This is a genomic window from Massilia sp. LC238 (genome assembly GCF_000735635.1).
Lineage (GTDB): Bacteria > Pseudomonadota > Gammaproteobacteria > Burkholderiales > Burkholderiaceae_D > Telluria > Telluria varians.
This window is the reverse complement of sequence record NZ_JNNN01000030.1, coordinates 213057-230193: the sequence shown is the minus strand read 5'-3', so window position 1 is coordinate 230193 and position 17137 is coordinate 213057. Positions and strand designations below refer to the sequence as shown.

The window sequence follows — 17137 nt, the reverse complement described above, 5'->3', positions numbered from 1 at the left end:
TCACATCGACGGAGAGCACTTATGACCGACAAGCACCACGAGGTATTCAAGCAGTCGCGCCGCGCAGTCCTGAAGACGGCCGGCCTCGGCCTCGGCCTTTGCGCCGGCATGCTGCCGTTCGGCATGGCCCTGGCAGACGACAAGCAGCGTCGCTACCGCCGCTACAACGCGACCGGCAAGCATGGCAAGCGCATGCTCAAGAGCTATGCCAAGGCCGTGCGCGCCATGCTGGCGCTGCCGCCCGAGGACCCGCGCAACTGGTATCGCCAGGCCATCGTCCACACGATGGACTGCCCGCACGGCAACTGGTGGTTCCTGCCGTGGCACCGCGCCTACCTCGGCTGGTTCGAACAGATTTGCCGCGAGCTGAGCGGCGACCCGCATTTCGCCCTGCCGTACTGGGACTGGACCGTGGACCAGCAGGTCCCCGACGACATGTTCGACGACGTGCTCGATCCCAACCACCCGGCCTACCTGGCCGGCCGCCAGGATTTCGAGCGCATGATCACGGGCGTGATCGCGGGCGCCGGCTACTGGTCGCTGCCCGGCAGCGGTTTCGATGGGCGCAGCCAGCTCGGCCAGCTGCTGTCGCGCCGCATCCGTTTCGAGCCGGACCTGCTGTTCGACATGGTGACGGATCCACGCGGCGGCATGTTCTTCGACCAGCCGGGCGCGCGCGGCATCCGGCGCGAGCAGCCGGGCTTCTCGCTGGCCACAGCGGACGCCGTCTCGCCCGCCACCATCCAGGCGGCGCTGGCGGCGCCCGACTTCATCGCCTTCGGCAGCGCCAAGACGTCGAACCACCACACCAGCGCCGGCTTCGGCATCCTGGAAGCCCGCCCGCACAATTCGATCCACCGCTGCGTCGGTTCGCGCGACTGCAATTTCGTCGAAGCGCGCGGTTTCATGACCGACATGCTGTCGCCGGTCGACCCGATTTTCTTCCTGCACCACAGCAACATGGACCGCCTGTGGGACGTGTGGACGCGCAAGCAGATGCAGCTCGGCCTGCCTTTCCTGCCGGCCGGCTACGAGCTGCGCACCGACCTGCCGGACGAGCAGAAATCCGCGGAGGAACGGGCCAGCGACTACTACCGCTGGGCGCGCGATCCGCTGCTGTTCTTCGTCAATGCCAAGGGCCAGCCCGTGAGCCAGACCCGGGCCGGGGACTATGCCTGGATGACGCCGTTCGGCTACGACTACGAGCCCGGCTCCGGAGAGGATCTGATTCCCAGGTATGCCGTCGCCAGCCAGAACGGCAGGCGCGCCCGCGTCGTCGGCAGCGTGCAGCGGCGCGAGGTGTCCGAAGCGGCCCCGGCCAGCGCGGTGGCGCACCTGCCCGGTGCGACGATCGAGGCGGCGCGGACGGCCGGGCAGGTGCTGGTGGCCAACGTCACCCTGAACTTCCCGCAGATGTCGCACGACGCCTTCATGGTGATCCTGAACGGACCGGACGACCTGTCGCACGTGGATGCTTCCAGCCCCCACTACCTGGCCACCATCATGATGTTCGGCCACCGCGGCGCCCATGGCGCGCTGACCTACAGCCTGCCGCTGAGCGAGAAGCTGCGCCAGTTGCCGCCGGCGGACGGCAAGATCCGGCTGCGCGTCGTGCCGATGTGCGGGCCGGACTGCCACGAGCAGGGGCACGACCATCAGCATCACGACAAGGTCCATGGCGACGCGGTCGAACTGGTGGCGGTGAGCATCGAGGCCTACTGAGCGGGAAGAGGCGCCAGGCAATAAAAAACCGCGCCCGGTTCACACTCGGCGCGGTTTCTTCGTGACAGGGGCTGGCTCAGCCCTTCAGCTTGCGCGCCACGTCCAGCGCGACATAGGTCAGCACGCCGTCGGCGCCGGCGCGCTTGAAGGCCATCATCGATTCCATCATGACCTTGTCATGGTCCAGCCAGCCGTTCTGGGCGGCAGCCTTCAGCATCGCGTACTCGCCGCTGACCTGATAGGCAAAGGTCGGCACCTTGAACTCGTCCTTCACGCGGCGCACCACGTCGAGGTAGGGCATGCCCGGCTTGACCATCACCATGTCGGCGCCTTCGGCCAGGTCGAGCGCCACTTCGCGCAGCGCTTCGTCGCTGTTGCCCGGATCCATCTGGTAGGTGTTCTTGTCCGCCTTGCCCAGGTTGGCGCTTGATCCGACCGCGTCGCGGAACGGGCCGTAGAAGCTCGATGCATACTTGGCCGAGTAGGCCATGATGCGGGTATGGATGTGTCCGTTCTCTTCGAGTGCCTTGCGGATCGCACCGATGCGGCCGTCCATCATGTCCGAGGGCGCCACCACGTCCACGCCGGCCTCGGCCTGCGCCAGCGACTGGCGAATCAGCATCTCGATGGTCTTTTCGTTGACAATGTAGCCGTTCTCGTCCGGCAGGCCGTCCTGGCCGTGGGTGGTGTAGGGATCGAGGGCGACGTCGGTCATGATGCCCAGTTCCGGGAAGCGGCGCTTCAGTTCGCGCACGGCGCGCGGCACCAGGCCTTCCGGATTGGTCGCCTCGACGCCGTCATAGGTCTTGAGCGAGGCATCGACCACCGGGAACAGCGCCAGCATCGGGATGCCCAGCGCCACGCATTCCTCGGCCACCGTCAAGAGCAGGTCTACCGACACCCGCTCCACGCCCGGCATCGAGGCCACCTGCTGGCGCTGGTTCTCGCCCTCGAGGATGAAGACCGGGTAGATCAGGTCGGAGGCGGTGACGACGTTTTCGCGCATCAGGGCGCGCGAGAACGGGTCGCGGCGCATGCGGCGCATGCGGGCAGCAGGATAGGTGGCGGGAGTGATGATGGTCATGTCAGTTCCAAGGTTGTCCCGGTGAGCCCGGGATTATTCCGAATCCGAATCTTCGTCAGCGTCGTCCAGGTCCGCGTCCTCGCGATCGAGTCCCAGCAGCTCGAGGATCTTGGCGTCCGCCTCCTCGATGCCGATGCGCTTGAGCGCCGAGAACAGCTGCACCGTGAAGGGGAAACCTTCGCCGTCCTCGTCGACGTAGCTGTCGAGGATCTTCTGCGCCTGGCGCAGGACGTTGGTCTTTTCGTTCTGGTTGAGCTTGTCGGCCTTGGTCAGGATGCAGTGGATCGGCTTGCCGGTCGGGGCGAACCATTCCAGCATCTGCACGTCGAGGTCGGTGAAGGGGCGGCGCGAGTCCATGATGAGGACCAGCGCGGCCAATTGCTCGCGGCGCTGGACGTAGTCGCCCAGCAGCTTCTGCCAGTGCAGCTTGGCCGTGCCCGACACTTCGGCATAGCCGTAGCCCGGCAGGTCGACCAGCAGGGCGCGGATCTCTTCGACGATGGTCGGGTCCTTGCGGTGCTGGGCCACGTGGGCGCCGCCGATCGAGAAGTAATTGATGTGCTGGGTGCGGCCAGGGGTCTTCGAGGCGAACGCCAGGCCCTTCTGGTTGGTGAGGATGTTGATCGCCGTGGATTTGCCCGCGTTCGAGCGCCCGGCGAAGGCGATTTCGGGCACGTGGGTGCCGGGAAGGTCGCGCAACTGGTTAACGGTCGTGAAGAACCGGGCCTGCCAAAGTTTGGACATAAGGGGAAGGTTTAAATGACAACGAAATGGCGATAGGGAAACAAAGCTATTGTACAATAAGGGGTTGAACCATGCTCCGCCCCGGGGGAGCGCCAGTAAGGCCGCTGCACTGTTTCACTGTAAATTCCAAAATCTGTTTTTGACTTTTTCAGGGTGCTTGTATGAATCGTTTGACGTTTCCGCTTTTGAAGTCCTTGTTGGTTGCAAGCCTGGTCCTGTGCGGTAGTGCCTCTGCGGCGCCGCAAACCGCCGTCGCCAAGGCCGACCCGGCCAAGGGCGGAACCCTCTACGATGCGGGCGATGCCGCGCGCGGCCTGCCGGCCTGCATGTCCTGCCACGGCGCCGCCGGCAACTCGACCATCGTCGCCAACCCCAAGCTGGCCGGCCAGATCGACGCCTATACACACAAGCAGCTGGTCGATTTCACCACCCCGAACCGCCAGAACCCGATCATGACGCCGTACTCGAAGATGCTGACCGAGGACGAGAAGCGCAACATCGCCGCCTACCTCTCCACGCAGAAGGCCAAGCCGGGCGCCGCCAAGAACAAGGACACCGTCGAGCTGGGCCGCAAGATCTACCGCGGCGGCATCGCCGAGAAGGGCGTCGCCGCCTGCGCCAGCTGCCACGGCGCCACCGGCAGCGGCATCCCGGCCCAGTACCCGCGCCTGTCGGGCCAGCACCAGGATTACACCTATGCCCAGCTGGACGCCTTCAAGACCGGCACCCGCAAGAACAGTGTCCAGATGACCACGCTGGCACAGCGCATGTCGCCGGAAGAAATGAAGGCGGTGTCCGACTATATCGCGGGCCTCAAGTAAGCAGCGCCACGATATGAAAAAGAAGGGGCGGCGGCGCTGAGCTGGCTGCCCTTTTTGCTGTATGCTCGGCAGGTTTGCCTGGTTTCCTGGGCGCTGTAGAAGATAGAACATGAGTACCACCGGAATTGAACTGAACACCCGCCGCCGCGGGTTCGCCGAAGCGGTCGAGCTGGTGTCGTCGATGCGCTTCGCCATCAGCCTGCTCACGATCGTCGCCATCGCCTCGGTCATCGGCACCGTTCTCAAGCAGAACGAGCCGATGCCGAACTACGTAAACCAGTTCGGCCCGTTCTGGTTCGAAGTGTTCGCCAAACTCGGCCTGTACAACGTGTACACGAGCTGGTGGTTCCTGCTGATCCTGGTCTTCCTGATCGTGTCCACCGCCCTGTGCGTGGTGCGCAATGCGCCGAAGATGGTGCGCGACATGCGCAGCTGGCGCGAGCACGTGCGCGAAGAATCGCTGCGCAACTTCCATCACAAGGCCGAGTGGACCGCGCCGGTGGCCCGCACCCTTCTTGCCGCCCAGACCGCCGAACGCCTGCGCCACGCCGGGTATGCGGTCAAGCTGGTCGAGAAGGATGGCGGCATGCTGGTGGCGGCGAAGAAGGGCGCCGGCAACAAGTTCGGTTACATCTTCGCGCACACCGCCATCATCGTGATCCTGCTGGGCGGCATGCTCGACTCGGAGATGCCGGTCAAGTTCCAGCAGTGGTTCTTCGGCAAGACGCCGTTCGGCGGCAGCGGCGTGATCGCCGACATCCCGGCCCAGCACCGCCTCGGCATTTCGAACCCGACCTTCCGCGGCAATACCCTGATCGCCGAAGGCCAGACCAGCGATACGGCCCTGCTGCCGCAGGCCTCCGGCGTGCTGGTGCAGGAATTGCCGTTCTCGATCAAGCTCGAAAAATTCCACATCGATTTCTACTCGACCGGCATGCCCAAGCTGTTTGCCAGCGACGTCACGGTGCGCGACCATGAAACCGGCAAGACCTTCCCGGCTTCCATCAGAGTCAACCACCCGCTGATCTACAAGGGCATCGCCGTCTACCAGTCGAGCTTCGACGACGGCGGCAGCAAGCTCAAGCTCACCGGCTTCCCGATGAGCGGCACGGCCGACAAGGCCTTCCAGATCGAAGGCACGGTCGGATCCAGTACCGAGCTCAAGCAGGGGGACGAGACCTGGTCGGTGGAATGGTCGGGCTTCCGTCCCTTCAACGTCGAGAACATCGCGGCCAACCAGGACGCCCGTGCGGTGGCGAAGAACACCTCGTTCAACGAGCAGCTCAGCGCCACCCTCGGCAAGGCCTCCGGTTCGGCGGCCAGGACCGACCATGCCAAGGACCTGAAGAACGTCGGCCCGAGCGTGCAGTACAAGCTGCGCGACAAGACCGGCCAGGCGCGCGAGTTCATGAACTACATGCAGCCGCTCACGCTCGACGGCGCCCAGGTCTACCTGGCCGGCGTGCGCAACAATCCGCAGGAAAACTTCAGCTTCCTGCGCATCCCGGCGGACGCCGACTACAGCGTGCGCACCTGGATGCGCCTGCGCGCGGCGCTGGCCGACGCCTCGCTGCGGCAGGATGCGGCCCGGCGCTACGCGGCGCGTGCGCTGGCGCCGGAACAGCAGGCGGGCCTGGGCGGCCAGCTGGAAGAGTCCGCGGCGCGTACCCTGGCCATCTTCGCCGGCGAGAGCGGGGGGCGCGGCGGCTTCCTCGGCGTGTCGCAGTTCCTGGAAAAGATTCCCCAGGCCGAGCAGGAGAAGGCGGCCAACATCTTCATGAAGATGCTCAACGGCGCCCTGTGGGAGCTGTGGCAGGCCGCCAACGCACGCGCCGGCCTGCCGGCCGTCGAGGCGAGCGAGGCCAACGGCCGCTTCCTGCAGCTGGCCACCAATGCGCTGTCGGACAGCGTGTTCTACGGCGCCCCGGTCTACCTGCAGCTGGAAGAGTTCACCGAAGTGAAAGCCTCGGTGCTGCAGCTGACCCGGTCGCCGGGCAAGAACATCGTCTACCTCGGCTGCCTGCTGCTGGTAGCGGGCGTGTTCGCAATGTTTTATATTCGTGAACGGCGCATGTGGGTGTGGGTGCGCGATACCGAGCATGGCGCGCATGCGCTGATGGCAATGAGCACCCAGCGCAAGACGCTCGACTTCGAGCGCGAATTCGACGATTTGAAAGTAAAACTGCCGCAGCCGGCCTGAGCCCGCGGCAAGGAGACCAAGATGGAACTGTCGCAAGCCGGCCAGCCCAAGGCCTATACCCCGGAGCCGGGCTTTTTCCGCAGCCTGAACGCCTTCGACTGGCTGTACGGCGCCGCTCTCTTGGTGGGGGCGCTGTTTGCGCTGAACCGCTACGCCCACCACATGGACATCTACGAGCAGGTGATCCTGGTGCTCACCGCGCCCACCTTCGCGCTGCTGGGCTGGTACTGGAAACCGATGCGCTGGCTGCTGCCGCTGGTGGCGGTGCTGTCGCTGTGGGCGATTTCCATGTACGGCGGCGCCATCGATGCGGCGAACCAGAAATTCTTCCTGAAGTACATGCTGTCGAGCCAGTCCGCCATCCTGTGGATGAGCGCACTGTTCGTGTTCTCGACCGTGTTCTACTGGCTCGGCCTGGCCGGCCGCTCGGAATTCGGCGGCTCGGTCGGCAGCAAGCTGTGCTGGGCCGGCGTGGTGCTCGGTTCGGTCGGCATGATGGTGCGCTGGTACGAGTCCTACCTGATGGGCCCCGACGTCGGCCACATCCCGGTGTCGAACCTGTATGAAGTGTTCATCCTGTTCGCCATCATCACCGCGCTGTTCTACCTCTACTACGAAGGCCGCTACGCGACCCGCCAGCTGGGCCCCTTCGTGCTGCTGATCATCGCGGCCGCGGTCGCCTTCCTGCTGTGGTACACGGTCTCGCGCGACGCCGCCCAGATCCAGCCGCTGGTGCCGGCCCTGCAGAGCTGGTGGATGAAGATCCACGTGCCGGCCAACTTCATCGGCTACGGCACCTTCGCTCTGGCCGCGATGGTCGGCTGCGCCTATCTGCTGAAATCCCACGGCATCCTGGCCGACCGCCTGCCAAGCCTGGAAGTGCTGGACGACGTGATGTACAAGTCGATCTCGGTCGGCTTCGCCTTCTTCACCGTCGCCACCATCCTCGGCGCGCTGTGGGCGGCCGAAGCCTGGGGCGGCTACTGGTCCTGGGACCCGAAGGAAACCTGGGCCCTGATCGTCTGGCTCAACTACGCGGCCTGGCTGCACATGCGCCTCATGTCGGGCCTGCGCGGCCGCGTGGCGGCCTGGTGGTCGGTGGTGGGCCTGTTGGTCACGACCTTCGCCTTCCTGGGCGTGAACATGTTCCTGTCGGGGCTGCACTCCTACGGCGAGCTGTAAACCTCAATTGCCCCGGTAGGTCGAGTAGCCGAAGGGGCTCAGCAGCAGCGGGACGTGGTAATGCTGCGTGGGCGCATTCACGGTGAACTCGACCGGAATCTGCGGGAAGAAGCTGGCCTGTCCCTTGCGCTTGTAGTGTTCGCCGGTCTTGAACACGATGCGGTAGTCGGCCGGCTTCATCGCTTGACCTTCCGGATACAGGGCAGGGATGCGTCCCTGCTCGTTGGTGACGCCGCGCGCCAGTTCGCGCCACCCGCTGCCGGCGCGCTGTTCCAGCGTGACCTCGATGCCTGCGGTGGGCTGGCCGCTCTGCAGGTCGAGCACGTGGACGCTGAGCGGATTCTGCGCGGCGCTTGCCGCGATGCTGGCGAAGCCCAGCAGGCTGGCAAGGGCGAGTCGGTGGTTGGTGTGCATGGTGTTCTCCTAAGTTAAGGCAACAATATTCAAGGGGTGGGTTGGTCGAGCTCGGGCACGGCGCCGACGGCGCGCTCCGCGCAGGCATGGTCGTTCAGCGGCCCGCCGCCGCCGGCCACGCCGATGGCGCCGACGACCTGTTTGTGCGCCAGCAGCGGTACGCCCCCGCCGAGCAGCAGGAGTTCGGGCAGGGTGGCCAGGTTGCGGGTGTCCGGGGCGGACTGCGCGTCGCGTGCCAGCAGCAGCGTCGGCTTGCGCGTCGACAGCGCGGTATAGGCCTTGCGCCGGCTGGCCTCGGTATTGTGCGGACCGACGCCGTCGTCGCGCTGCACGACCACCAGGTTGCCGCCCTGGTCGACCACGGCCACGACGATCGCGCGGCCTTCACTGCGGCAGGACTGGATGGCGCGCTCCGCCAGGCGCTTGGCCGCTTCCAGGCCGAGTGCCGGCTGCTGGCGCAGCTGTGCGCCGGCAGGGGCCGCGGCCAGCGCTGCGAGAAGCATGATGAGATTTCTGGACATGGTCTTCCTTCGACATGGGATGGCAGCCATCTTGTCATGCGCCTGCCGACGCCAGGCTGACCGCCGGATGACAGTTTCGTCATGTTTGGCCGCATCCCTTCGGCATAGAATGCGCTTATGAGCATTCTCGTAATCGAAGACGAGCCGAAGACCGGCGATTACCTCCAGCGCGGCCTGGCCGAGTCGGGCTTTGCGGTGCGGCTCGCGCGCAATGGACGCGACGGCCTGGCGATCGCCCGCGAGGAAGAGATCGAGCTGGTGGTGCTGGACGTGATGCTGCCGCGCATGGATGGCTGGCAGGTGCTCGCCTCCCTGCGCGCCGACCCGGATACCGAACAGATCCCGGTGCTGTTCCTGACGGCGCGCGACGAGGTCGAGGACCGCGTGCGCGGGCTGGAACTGGGGGCCGACGATTACCTGGTCAAGCCTTTCGCGTTCGTCGAGCTGGTGGCGCGCATCCGCACCCTGTTGCGGCGCGGGCCGGTGCGCGAGGAAGAACTGATCCGCATCGCCGACCTCGAAATCGACGTGCTGCGCCGCCGCGTGCGGCGCGGCGCCGAGACCATTGCGCTCACGGCCCAGGAGTTCGCGCTGCTGCACCTGCTGGCGCGGCGCCAGGGCCAGGTGCTGTCGCGCGCCCTGATCGCATCCCAGGTCTGGGACATGAATTTCGACAGCGATACCAACGTCATCGATGCCGCCGTGCGCCGCCTGCGGCGCAAGATCGACGACCCCTTCACGCAGAAACTGATCCATACCCGGCGCGGCATGGGCTACGTCTGCGAGGCGCAGGCCCCGGCATGAAACCCTCCTGGCGCCATTCCCTGACCCTGCGCGTGACGCTCGCCTTCGTGCTGATCGTCGCGCTTATCGCGGCGGGCCTGGGCATCTACCTGTACCGCGCCTTTGTGGCCGAGATCGCGCGCCGCGACGACCTGCAATTGCTGGGCAAGCTGCGCCAGGTGCAGATCGTGCTAGGCCGTCCGGGCGCGGCCGAACTGCTGGCGGCGCAGCCCGATTTTTTTCGCGACACCATGAGCGGCCAGGAGAACTCGCTGGTGCGCATCGTCGCGCCGGGCGGCGCGGTGCTGGCCGACATCAACCCGCGTGGCGAGCGCTATCCCGTGCCGCCGGAGGCCGGGCCGGCACCTGGCCGCGACGCCATCGCCGGCTGGACGGCGCAGGACGGCACGCCCGGCCGGGTGGTCGCGGGCAGCGCGCGCCTGGGCGCGAATCAGGTGACGGTGGTGGTGGCGCGCGCCTATGCCGAACGCACCGCCATGTTCGCGCGCTATCGCGCCCGTATCCTGGCCGCCTGCGCGGTCGGCGCCCTGCTGGCTGCCGCGCTGGCGGCCCTGATGCTGCGCCGCGGCCTGCGGCCCCTGCGCACGGTCGCCGAGCATGCGGCCCTCATCAAGCCGGGCACCCTGGCGCAACGCCTCGACATCGGCGCTGCGCCGTCCGAGCTGCGGCCGCTGATCGATGCCTTCAACGCCATGCTGCAACGCCTGCAGGATGGCTATGCGCGCCTGTCCGGCTTCTCGGCCGACCTGGCGCACGAGTTCAGGACGCCGGTGACGAACATGATCGGGCAAAGCCAGGTCGCGCTCGGGCAGGGCCGCAGCCGCGAAGAATATGAAACCCTGCTGGCCTCGAACATCGAGGAGCTCGAGCGCCTGGCGCGCATGATCGAGAGCATGCTGTTCCTCGCCCGCGCCGGCCAGGACGAGGTGGTGCTGGCGCGCCAGCCGCTGGCGGCACTGGATGAGCTGGAGCGGGTGGCGGATTTCTTCGAGGGCATGGCCGAGGAACGCGGCCTGCGCCTGGAATGCAGCGGGGAAGGGCGCTTCGCCGCCGATCCCGCGCTGGTGCGGAGGGCACTCGCCAACCTGGTCTCGAACGCGGTGCGCCATGCGGATGCGGGCAGCACCATCAGGCTGCATGCCGAACCGCGCCCCGGCATGCTGGAGCTGAGCGTGAGCAACGTGGGCGCGGCGATTCCACGCGAGCACCTTGACCATTTGTTCGACCGCTTCTACCGCGCCGACAGCGCCCGCAGCGATGCGGAAGGCTCCACGGGACTGGGCCTGTCCATCGTCAGCGCCATCTTGAACCTGCACGGCGGCAAAGCGATCGTGCAGTCGAACGGTCCCGACACCCGTTTCATCCTCGCCTTTCCCACCGGGTAGGGCGCCGGGCGGGGCCTGACGCGCTTTTGTCCAGCATGCCGCGCCCCATCCTTGCCGGACGGCAGCCGGCGCTAACGTGCGCCCAAGCCGTCTGGTGTAACCTGAAGTCTCTCTCTGTAGCGGAGTCAGCCATGCTTTTCAAACGCAGTCCGAACGGGATCGACCTCCCGTATCCGTCCGAGATCACGCCGCGCGAAGTGTATGAAGGCCGGCGCCAGTTTATCGCCCGTATCGCCGCCACGGCAGCCGTGGGCAGCGGTATCTGGGAGATGGCCAACCGCGAGGCTTTCGCACAAGGCGTGAAGCTCGCCGTCACCCGCAATGCGGCCCTGTCGACGCAGGAGCAGCAGACCTCGTTCAAGGACGCCAGCTCGTACAACAACTTCTACGAATTCGGCACCGACAAGGGCGACCCGGTCGAGAACGCGCACACGCTGCGCACCCGGCCGTGGACGGTGACGATCGAGGGCGAGGTGAAAAAACCGGTCACGCTCGACATCGACCGCATCCTCAAGCTGGCGCCGCTGGAAGAGCGCGTCTACCGCCTGCGCTGCGTCGAGGGCTGGTCGATGGTGATTCCCTGGGTCGGCTATTCGCTGTCGAACCTGCTCAAGCAGGTCGAGCCTACCGCCAATGCCAAGTACGTCGAGTTCACCACCCTGGCCGACCGCAAGCAGATGCCGGGCCTGCGCAGCGGCGTGCTCGACTGGCCCTATGTGGAAGGCCTGCGCATGGACGAGGCCATGCATCCGCTCACGCTGCTCACCGTCGGCATGTACGGCCAGGTGCTGCCGAACCAGAACGGCGCGCCGGTGCGCCTGATCGTGCCCTGGAAGTACGGCTTCAAGTCGGCCAAGTCGATCGTCCGGATCCGCCTGGTGAGCCGCCAGCCGCGCACCGCCTGGAACGACTCGGCGCCGAGCGAATACGGTTTTTATTCGAACGTGAACCCGAACGTGGACCACCCGCGCTGGTCGCAGGCCACCGAGCGCCGCATCGGCGAGGACGGCTTCTTCCAGCGCAAGCGCAAGACCCTGATGTTCAACGGCTACGACCAGGTCGCCTCGCTGTACAGCGGCATGGACCTGAAGAAGTTCTACTGATGGCGTTCACTCCGTCCAACAAGCAGGTCGGCGCGATCAAGGCGGTGGTGTTCGTGCTGGCGCTGCTGCCTTTCCTGCGCATGGCCTGGCTGGTATTCCAGGGCGTGCCGGTCGAGCCGCTCGAATTCCTCACCCGCGGCACCGGCGACTGGACCCTGTACTTCCTGTGCATCACGCTGGCGGTGACGCCACTGCGCCGTTTCACCGGCTGGAACTGGGTCGTGCGGCTGCGGCGCATGCTGGGGCTGTTCGCCTTCTTCTATGCGCTGCTGCACTTCACCTGCTTCTTCTGGTTCGACCATTTCTTCGACGTCGCCGGGATGCTCAAGGACGTGGTGAAACGGCCCTTCATCACGGTGGGCTTCATCGCCTTCGTGCTCCTGATTCCGCTGGCGGCGACCAGCACCAATGCGATGGTCAGGCGCCTGGGCGGCAAACGCTGGCAGTGGCTGCACCGCCTGATCTACGTGGTGGCGCCGCTGGGCATCCTGCATTTCTGGTGGATGAAGGCGGGGAAGAACGACTTCCAGGAGCCGATCATTTTTGGGCTGGTCGTGGCGGCGCTGCTGGGATTGCGCGTGTACTGGAGCGCGGCCAGGAAGACGCATAAAGCCGCGGTGTCGTAGGGTGGGCGGGTCTCCCGCCCACGCGGTCAACCAGCAGCAAGATCAGCGCGCGCGGCTTTTCAATCGCTAACTATCACCGCGTGGGCAGGAAACCTGCCCACCCTACAGATTATTTCAGCATCGATTCCAGCGCGAACAGATCGGCCGGATTCTCGCGCTGGCGGATCACGTGGACCTGGCCGCCGTCGATGATCACCTCGGCCGCGCGGCCGCGGGTGTTGTAGTTCGAGGCCATGGTCATGCCGTAGGCGCCGGCGGTCATGATCGCCAGCAGGTCGCCCGGCTCGACGGCGAGATCGCGCTCGCGCGCCAACCAGTCGCCCGATTCGCACACCGGACCCACCACGTCATAGGTCAGCTTGGCGCCTTCGCGCGGGCTGACCGGCTGCACGCCCATCCAGGCCTGGTACAGGGTCGGACGCATCAGGTCGTTCATGGCCGCGTCGACGATGGCGAAGTTCTTTTCCACGCCCGGCTTGAGGTACTCGATTTTGGTCAGCAGCACGCCGGTATCGGCCACGATCGAGCGGCCCGGTTCGAAGATCACCTTGACCGGCTTGCCCTCGTATTTCTCGGCACGCCAGGCGTCGATGCGGGCGAACAGGCGGCCCAGGTAGTCGCCCACCGGCACCGGCGGCTTGTCGCCCTCGGCGCCGTAGTTCACGCCCAGGCCGCCGCCGATGTCGAGGTGGTGCAGCACGATGCCTTCAGCGGCCAGGGTGTCGATCAGCTCGATCAGCTTGTCCAGCGCTTCCAGCAGCGGCGCGTCGTCAAGCAGCTGCGAGCCGATGTGGCAATCGATGCCGACCACGTCCAGGTTCGGCAGCGAGGCCGCGGTGCGGTAGGTGTCCAGGGCATCGTCGAACGCCACGCCGAACTTGTTGGCCTTCAGGCCGGTGGCGATGTAGGGGTGGGTCTTGGCGTCCACGTTCGGGTTCACGCGCAGCGACACCGGTGCGCGCTTGCCCATGCTGCCGGCCACCTCGTTGAGGCGGTGCAGCTCCGGGATCGATTCGACGTTGAAGCACAGGATGCCCTTTTCCAGCGCCAGCTGCATTTCCTCGACGGTCTTGCCGACGCCCGAGAAGATGGTCTTGCCCGGGTCGCCGCCGGCGGCGATCACGCGCAGCAGCTCGCCGCCCGAGACGATGTCGAAGCCGGCGCATTCGCGGTTCAGGAGGTCGAGGATGGCCAGGTTCGAGTTGGCCTTCATCGCGTAGCACACCAGTGCGTCGCGGCCGCGGCAGGCGTCGGAATAGGCGCGGAAGTTTTCCAGCAGCGCCGACTTCGAATAGACATAGGTCGGCGTGCCGAATTGTTCGGCGATGGCGGGCAGGGCAACGCTGTCGGCGTGCAGGACGCCGTTCTGGTACTGGAAGTGCGACATGGGTAAGCTTACTTGGTTGGGGCCGGGGTGGAGGCGTTATTCGATGGAACTGGCTGGGCTGGCTGCGGATTGGCCTCGGCAACGGCGGCTGCGGAGGGCTTGGCCGGCGGGTTCGGCATGTAGAGCGGACCCGTCTGGCCGCAGCCGGCGAGGAGCACGGCCACCAGGCCGGCACCGGAAAGACGTGCGATGGTGGAGTTCACGATTAGAATGGGGGTTTGATTAGCGAACTTTGGAGTGTAGCATGACCGAATCCGAATTTTTGGCGCTGGCCGAAAGCACCCTTGACCGCATCGAGGCCTGCCTCGACAAGCTGAACGACGACGACGTGGTCGACGTCGAGTGCAAGCGCAGCGGCAACGTGCTGGAAGTCGAATTCCTGGACAACGCGTCGAAGATCATCATCAACAGCCAGGCGCCGCTGCAGGAAATGTGGGTGGCGGCGCGCTCGGGCGGCTACCACTACAAGCGCGTCGGCGACCAGTGGCGCAATACCCGCGACGATACCGAGCTGTTCGCCTCGCTGTCGCAGTACGTGACGGAGCAGGGCGGGGCGCCCGTTTCGATGGGCTGATTCCCCTTGCGGCAGACGTAAAAATGGCGACCCGCGGGTCGCCATTTTTTTACCATTCGGTAAAAATCAGAACAGTTCGTTCCTGACCGCATCGCGCTGCTTCTGCTCGGCCGGCGCCGGCGGCGGGCCGACGTCCAGTGTCGCGACACCGGTGCCCGGCGGCATCTCGGCATAGTAGTACTCGCCGTTGGCCAGGATCAGCCCCGGCGGCACGTCGCGCTCGACGTTTTCCTCGCCTTTCAGCGCCTTGCCCATGTAGTTGATCCAGATCGGCAGGGCCAGGCCGCCGCCGGTCTCGCGGTTGCCGAGGTTCTTCGGCTGGTCGTAGCCGATCCAGGCCACGCCCACCAGCTTCGGGTTGTAGCCGGCGAACCAGGCGTCGACCGAATCGTTGGTGGTGCCGGTCTTGCCCGCGAGGTCGGTGCGCTTGAGCGCCATGGCCTTGGTCGCGGTACCGTAGCGCACCACGTCCTTGAGCATGCTGTCGACCAGGAAGGCGTTGCGCGCGTCGATCACGCGGTTGGCCTCGACGCCGGCGCGCTCCGGACGCGCTTCGGACAGCACCTTGCCGTCGCTGTCGGTCACCTTCGAGATGATGTAGGGGCTGATGCGGTAGCCGCCGTTGGCGAACACGGCATAGGCGCCGGCCATCTGCAGCGGCGTGGTCGAGCCGGCGCCCAGGGCCAGCGTCAGGTAGGCCGGGTTGCGCTCGGCGTCGAAGCCGAAGCGGGTCGCGAACTCCTGGCCGTAGCGCGCGCCGATCTTGTTCAGGATGCGGATCGAGACCATGTTCTTCGACTGCGTCAGGCCGCGCCGCATGGTGATTGGGCCCTCGTACCGGTTGTCGTAGTTCTTCGGCACCCAGGCCTGGCCGCCGGTCTGGCCGGCGTCGAAACTGATCGGGGCGTCGTTGACGATGGTCGCCGGCGACAGGCCGCGCTCGAGCGAAGCCGAATAGATGAAGGGCTTGAACGAGGAGCCGGGCTGGCGCCAGGCCTGCGTCACGTGGTTGAACTTGTTGCGGTTGAAGTCGAAGCCGCCGACCAGCGCGCGGATCGCGCCGTCCTCGGTGCTGGTCGCAACGAAGGCCGATTCCACTTCCGGCATCTGGGTGACGACCCATTTCGACTCGTCGTCCTGCATCACGCGGATCACCGCGCCGCGGCGCAGGCGGCGGTTCGGCGCCGCCTTCTCCGACAGCCAGGCCTTGGCGAAGGACAGGCCCGGGCCGGTCATCTTGATGGTCTCGCCCGAGGCGATGGTGGCGGTCACCTCGGTTGGCGAGGCCTTCAGCACGATGGCGGCGACGATGTTGTCGCTGTCCGGATGCTCGGCCAGCTCGGCCTCGATGGCTTCCTCGGCCTCGCCCTTGCTGCTGGGGATGTCGATATACGATTCCGGGCCGCGGTAGGGATGGCGGCGCTCGTACTCCATCACGCCGCGGCGCACCGCCAGGTAGGCCGCGTCCTGGTCGGCCTTGGTGATGGTGGTGAACACGTTCAGGCCGCGGGTGTAGGTGTCTTCCTTGAACTGCTCGTAGACCAGCTGGCGCGCCATCTCGGCCACGTACTCGGCGTGCACGCCGAAGGCGGTGCTGTCGGTCTTGATCGTGAGTCTTTCTTCCTTGGCCTGCGCGTACTGGGCTTCGGTGATGTAGCCGAGATCGCGCATGCGCTGCAGGATGTACTGCTGGCGGGTCTTGGCGCGGGTCGGGTTGACCACCGGGTTATACGCAGATGGCGCCTTCGGCAGGCCGGCCAGCATCGCGGCTTCGGCCACGCTGATGTCGCGCAGGTCCTTGCCGAAGTAGATCTGGGCCGCCGACTGGAAGCCGAAGGCGCGCTGGCCCAGGTAGATCTGGTTCATGTAGAGCTCGAGGATCTGGTCCTTGGAGAGGTTCTTCTCGATCTTCCAGGCCAGCATCGCCTCATAGGCCTTGCGCTTGAAGGTCTGCTCGGACGACAGGAAGAAGTTGCGAGCCACCTGCTGGGTGATGGTCGAGGCGCCCTGGCGCGTCGTCGTGGTGGCGTTGCGGAACGCCGCGCGCAGGATGCCCCAGTAGTCGATTCCGCTGTGCTCGTAGAAGCGGTCGTCCTCGATCGACAGCACTGCCTTCTTCATGACGTCCGGGATGTCCTTGAAACGCACCAGGGTGCGGCGCTCCTCGCCGAATTCGCCGATCAGGACGTTATCGGCGGTGAAGATCCGCAGCGGCATCTTGGGCCGGTAGTCGGTGATGGTGTCGAGCGCGGGCAGGTTCGGGTAGGCCATCGCAAGCGCGAACACGAGCACCAGCACGCCGATGGCGGCCAGGCCGGTGAGGGCCCCGAAGGCCATCAGGATCAGGCGCTTGGGACTGTACTTCGAGGCGCCCGATTTGGGCGATTGTTTCTCTTTCATGCTGGTTTTTACTCCCTTGAACCGTCCCATTATAAGTCAGGGCTTTCGGAGCTGACACACGGACTGCTGAGTCAGAACTTAAGGCTAAGCAAGCGGAACAATGGCAAGCTGGAAACGGTCGTGGCAGGGGTGATAACACTCCATGCCAGAGTGTGGCGCGCACGCGCCGG

General features: G+C 65.9%; 16 protein-coding genes. 9 read left to right on the top strand and 7 right to left on the bottom strand.

Annotated features, from left to right (window positions below; genetic code table 11):
* The first annotated feature begins 21 nt into the window (after positions 1–21).
* A complete protein-coding gene (locus FG94_RS06985; RefSeq protein WP_051996300.1) occupies positions 22–1722 on the top strand; it encodes a tyrosinase family protein in 1701 nt (566 codons plus the stop codon).
* Positions 1723–1798: 76 nt separating this feature from the next.
* On the opposite strand, the gene hemB is transcribed toward FG94_RS06985, so the two are convergent.
* Positions 1799–2806, bottom strand: a complete 1008-nt coding sequence (gene hemB / locus FG94_RS06980) for a porphobilinogen synthase (protein WP_036208905.1) — start codon at positions 2804–2806, stop codon at positions 1799–1801.
* A gap of 33 nt (positions 2807–2839) precedes the next feature.
* Positions 2840–3550: a ribosome biogenesis GTP-binding protein YihA/YsxC gene (yihA, locus tag FG94_RS06975; protein ID WP_036208902.1), complete on the bottom strand. Its 711-nt coding sequence runs from the start codon at positions 3548–3550 to the stop codon at positions 2840–2842.
* 161 nt (positions 3551–3711) lie between these two features.
* On the opposite strand from yihA, the gene FG94_RS06970 reads away from it, so the two are divergent.
* The 3 genes from FG94_RS06970 (at position 3712) to ccsB (ending at position 7753) form a co-directional block, all read left to right on the top strand.
* Positions 3712–4371 (top strand): cytochrome c, encoded by a 660-nt coding sequence (locus FG94_RS06970; protein ID WP_036208899.1) that lies wholly within the window; start codon positions 3712–3714, stop codon positions 4369–4371.
* Positions 4372–4480: 109 nt separating this feature from the next.
* Positions 4481–6571 carry a cytochrome c biogenesis protein ResB gene (locus FG94_RS06965; RefSeq protein ID WP_036208896.1) on the top strand — a complete coding sequence of 697 codons (2091 nt, stop codon included), beginning with the start codon at positions 4481–4483 and terminating at the stop codon, positions 6569–6571.
* 21 nt (positions 6572–6592) lie between these two features.
* Positions 6593–7753, top strand: a complete 1161-nt coding sequence (gene ccsB, locus FG94_RS06960) for a c-type cytochrome biogenesis protein CcsB (protein WP_036208893.1) — start codon at positions 6593–6595, stop codon at positions 7751–7753.
* A 3-nt stretch (positions 7754–7756) separates the two neighbouring features.
* On the opposite strand, the gene uraH is transcribed toward ccsB, so the two are convergent.
* Together uraH and FG94_RS06950 are read right to left on the bottom strand one after the other, a co-directional pair.
* Complete coding sequence (gene uraH, locus FG94_RS06955; RefSeq protein WP_036208890.1) at positions 7757–8167, bottom strand: hydroxyisourate hydrolase; 411 nt, start codon at positions 8165–8167, stop codon at positions 7757–7759.
* A 29-nt stretch (positions 8168–8196) separates the two neighbouring features.
* Positions 8197–8688, bottom strand: a complete 492-nt coding sequence (locus FG94_RS06950) for a heme-binding protein (RefSeq protein WP_036208887.1) — start codon at positions 8686–8688, stop codon at positions 8197–8199.
* Between the two features lie 117 nt (positions 8689–8805).
* Here FG94_RS06950 and FG94_RS06945 point away from each other — a divergent pair, with 117 nt between their 5' ends.
* From FG94_RS06945 to FG94_RS06930, 4 genes are all read left to right on the top strand, one after another.
* The gene (locus FG94_RS06945) at positions 8806–9492 is read left to right on the top strand and encodes a heavy metal response regulator transcription factor (RefSeq protein ID WP_036208884.1); all 687 of its coding nucleotides are present in this window, start codon (positions 8806–8808) and stop codon (positions 9490–9492) included.
* Positions 9489–10877 carry a heavy metal sensor histidine kinase gene (locus FG94_RS06940; RefSeq protein ID WP_036208881.1) on the top strand — a complete coding sequence of 463 codons (1389 nt, stop codon included), beginning with the start codon at positions 9489–9491 and terminating at the stop codon, positions 10875–10877. The genes FG94_RS06945 and FG94_RS06940 overlap by 4 nt, the downstream gene beginning before the upstream one ends.
* A gap of 131 nt (positions 10878–11008) precedes the next feature.
* Complete coding sequence (gene msrP / locus FG94_RS06935) at positions 11009–11980, top strand: protein-methionine-sulfoxide reductase catalytic subunit MsrP (protein ID WP_036208878.1); 972 nt, start codon at positions 11009–11011, stop codon at positions 11978–11980.
* Entirely contained in the window at positions 11980–12606 is a 627-nt protein-coding gene (locus tag FG94_RS06930) for a sulfite oxidase heme-binding subunit YedZ (protein WP_036208875.1), read from the top strand. The genes msrP and FG94_RS06930 overlap by 1 nt, the downstream gene beginning before the upstream one ends.
* 109 nt (positions 12607–12715) lie before the next feature.
* On the opposite strand, the gene lysA is transcribed toward FG94_RS06930, so the two are convergent.
* A complete protein-coding gene (gene lysA / locus FG94_RS06925) occupies positions 12716–13993 on the bottom strand; it encodes a diaminopimelate decarboxylase (protein ID WP_036208872.1) in 1278 nt (425 codons plus the stop codon).
* 8 nt (positions 13994–14001) lie between these two features.
* Entirely contained in the window at positions 14002–14196 is a 195-nt protein-coding gene (locus FG94_RS26480) for a lipoprotein (RefSeq protein WP_200879954.1), read from the bottom strand.
* 41 nt (positions 14197–14237) lie between these two features.
* On the opposite strand from FG94_RS26480, the gene cyaY reads away from it, so the two are divergent.
* Entirely contained in the window at positions 14238–14567 is a 330-nt protein-coding gene (cyaY, locus tag FG94_RS06920; protein ID WP_027867221.1) for an iron donor protein CyaY, read from the top strand.
* 66 nt (positions 14568–14633) lie between these two features.
* Here cyaY and FG94_RS06915 read toward each other — a convergent pair whose 3' ends face one another.
* Positions 14634–16967 carry a penicillin-binding protein 1A gene (locus FG94_RS06915; RefSeq protein ID WP_036208868.1) on the bottom strand — a complete coding sequence of 778 codons (2334 nt, stop codon included), beginning with the start codon at positions 16965–16967 and terminating at the stop codon, positions 14634–14636.
* Between the last annotated feature and the right edge of the window lie 170 nt (positions 16968–17137).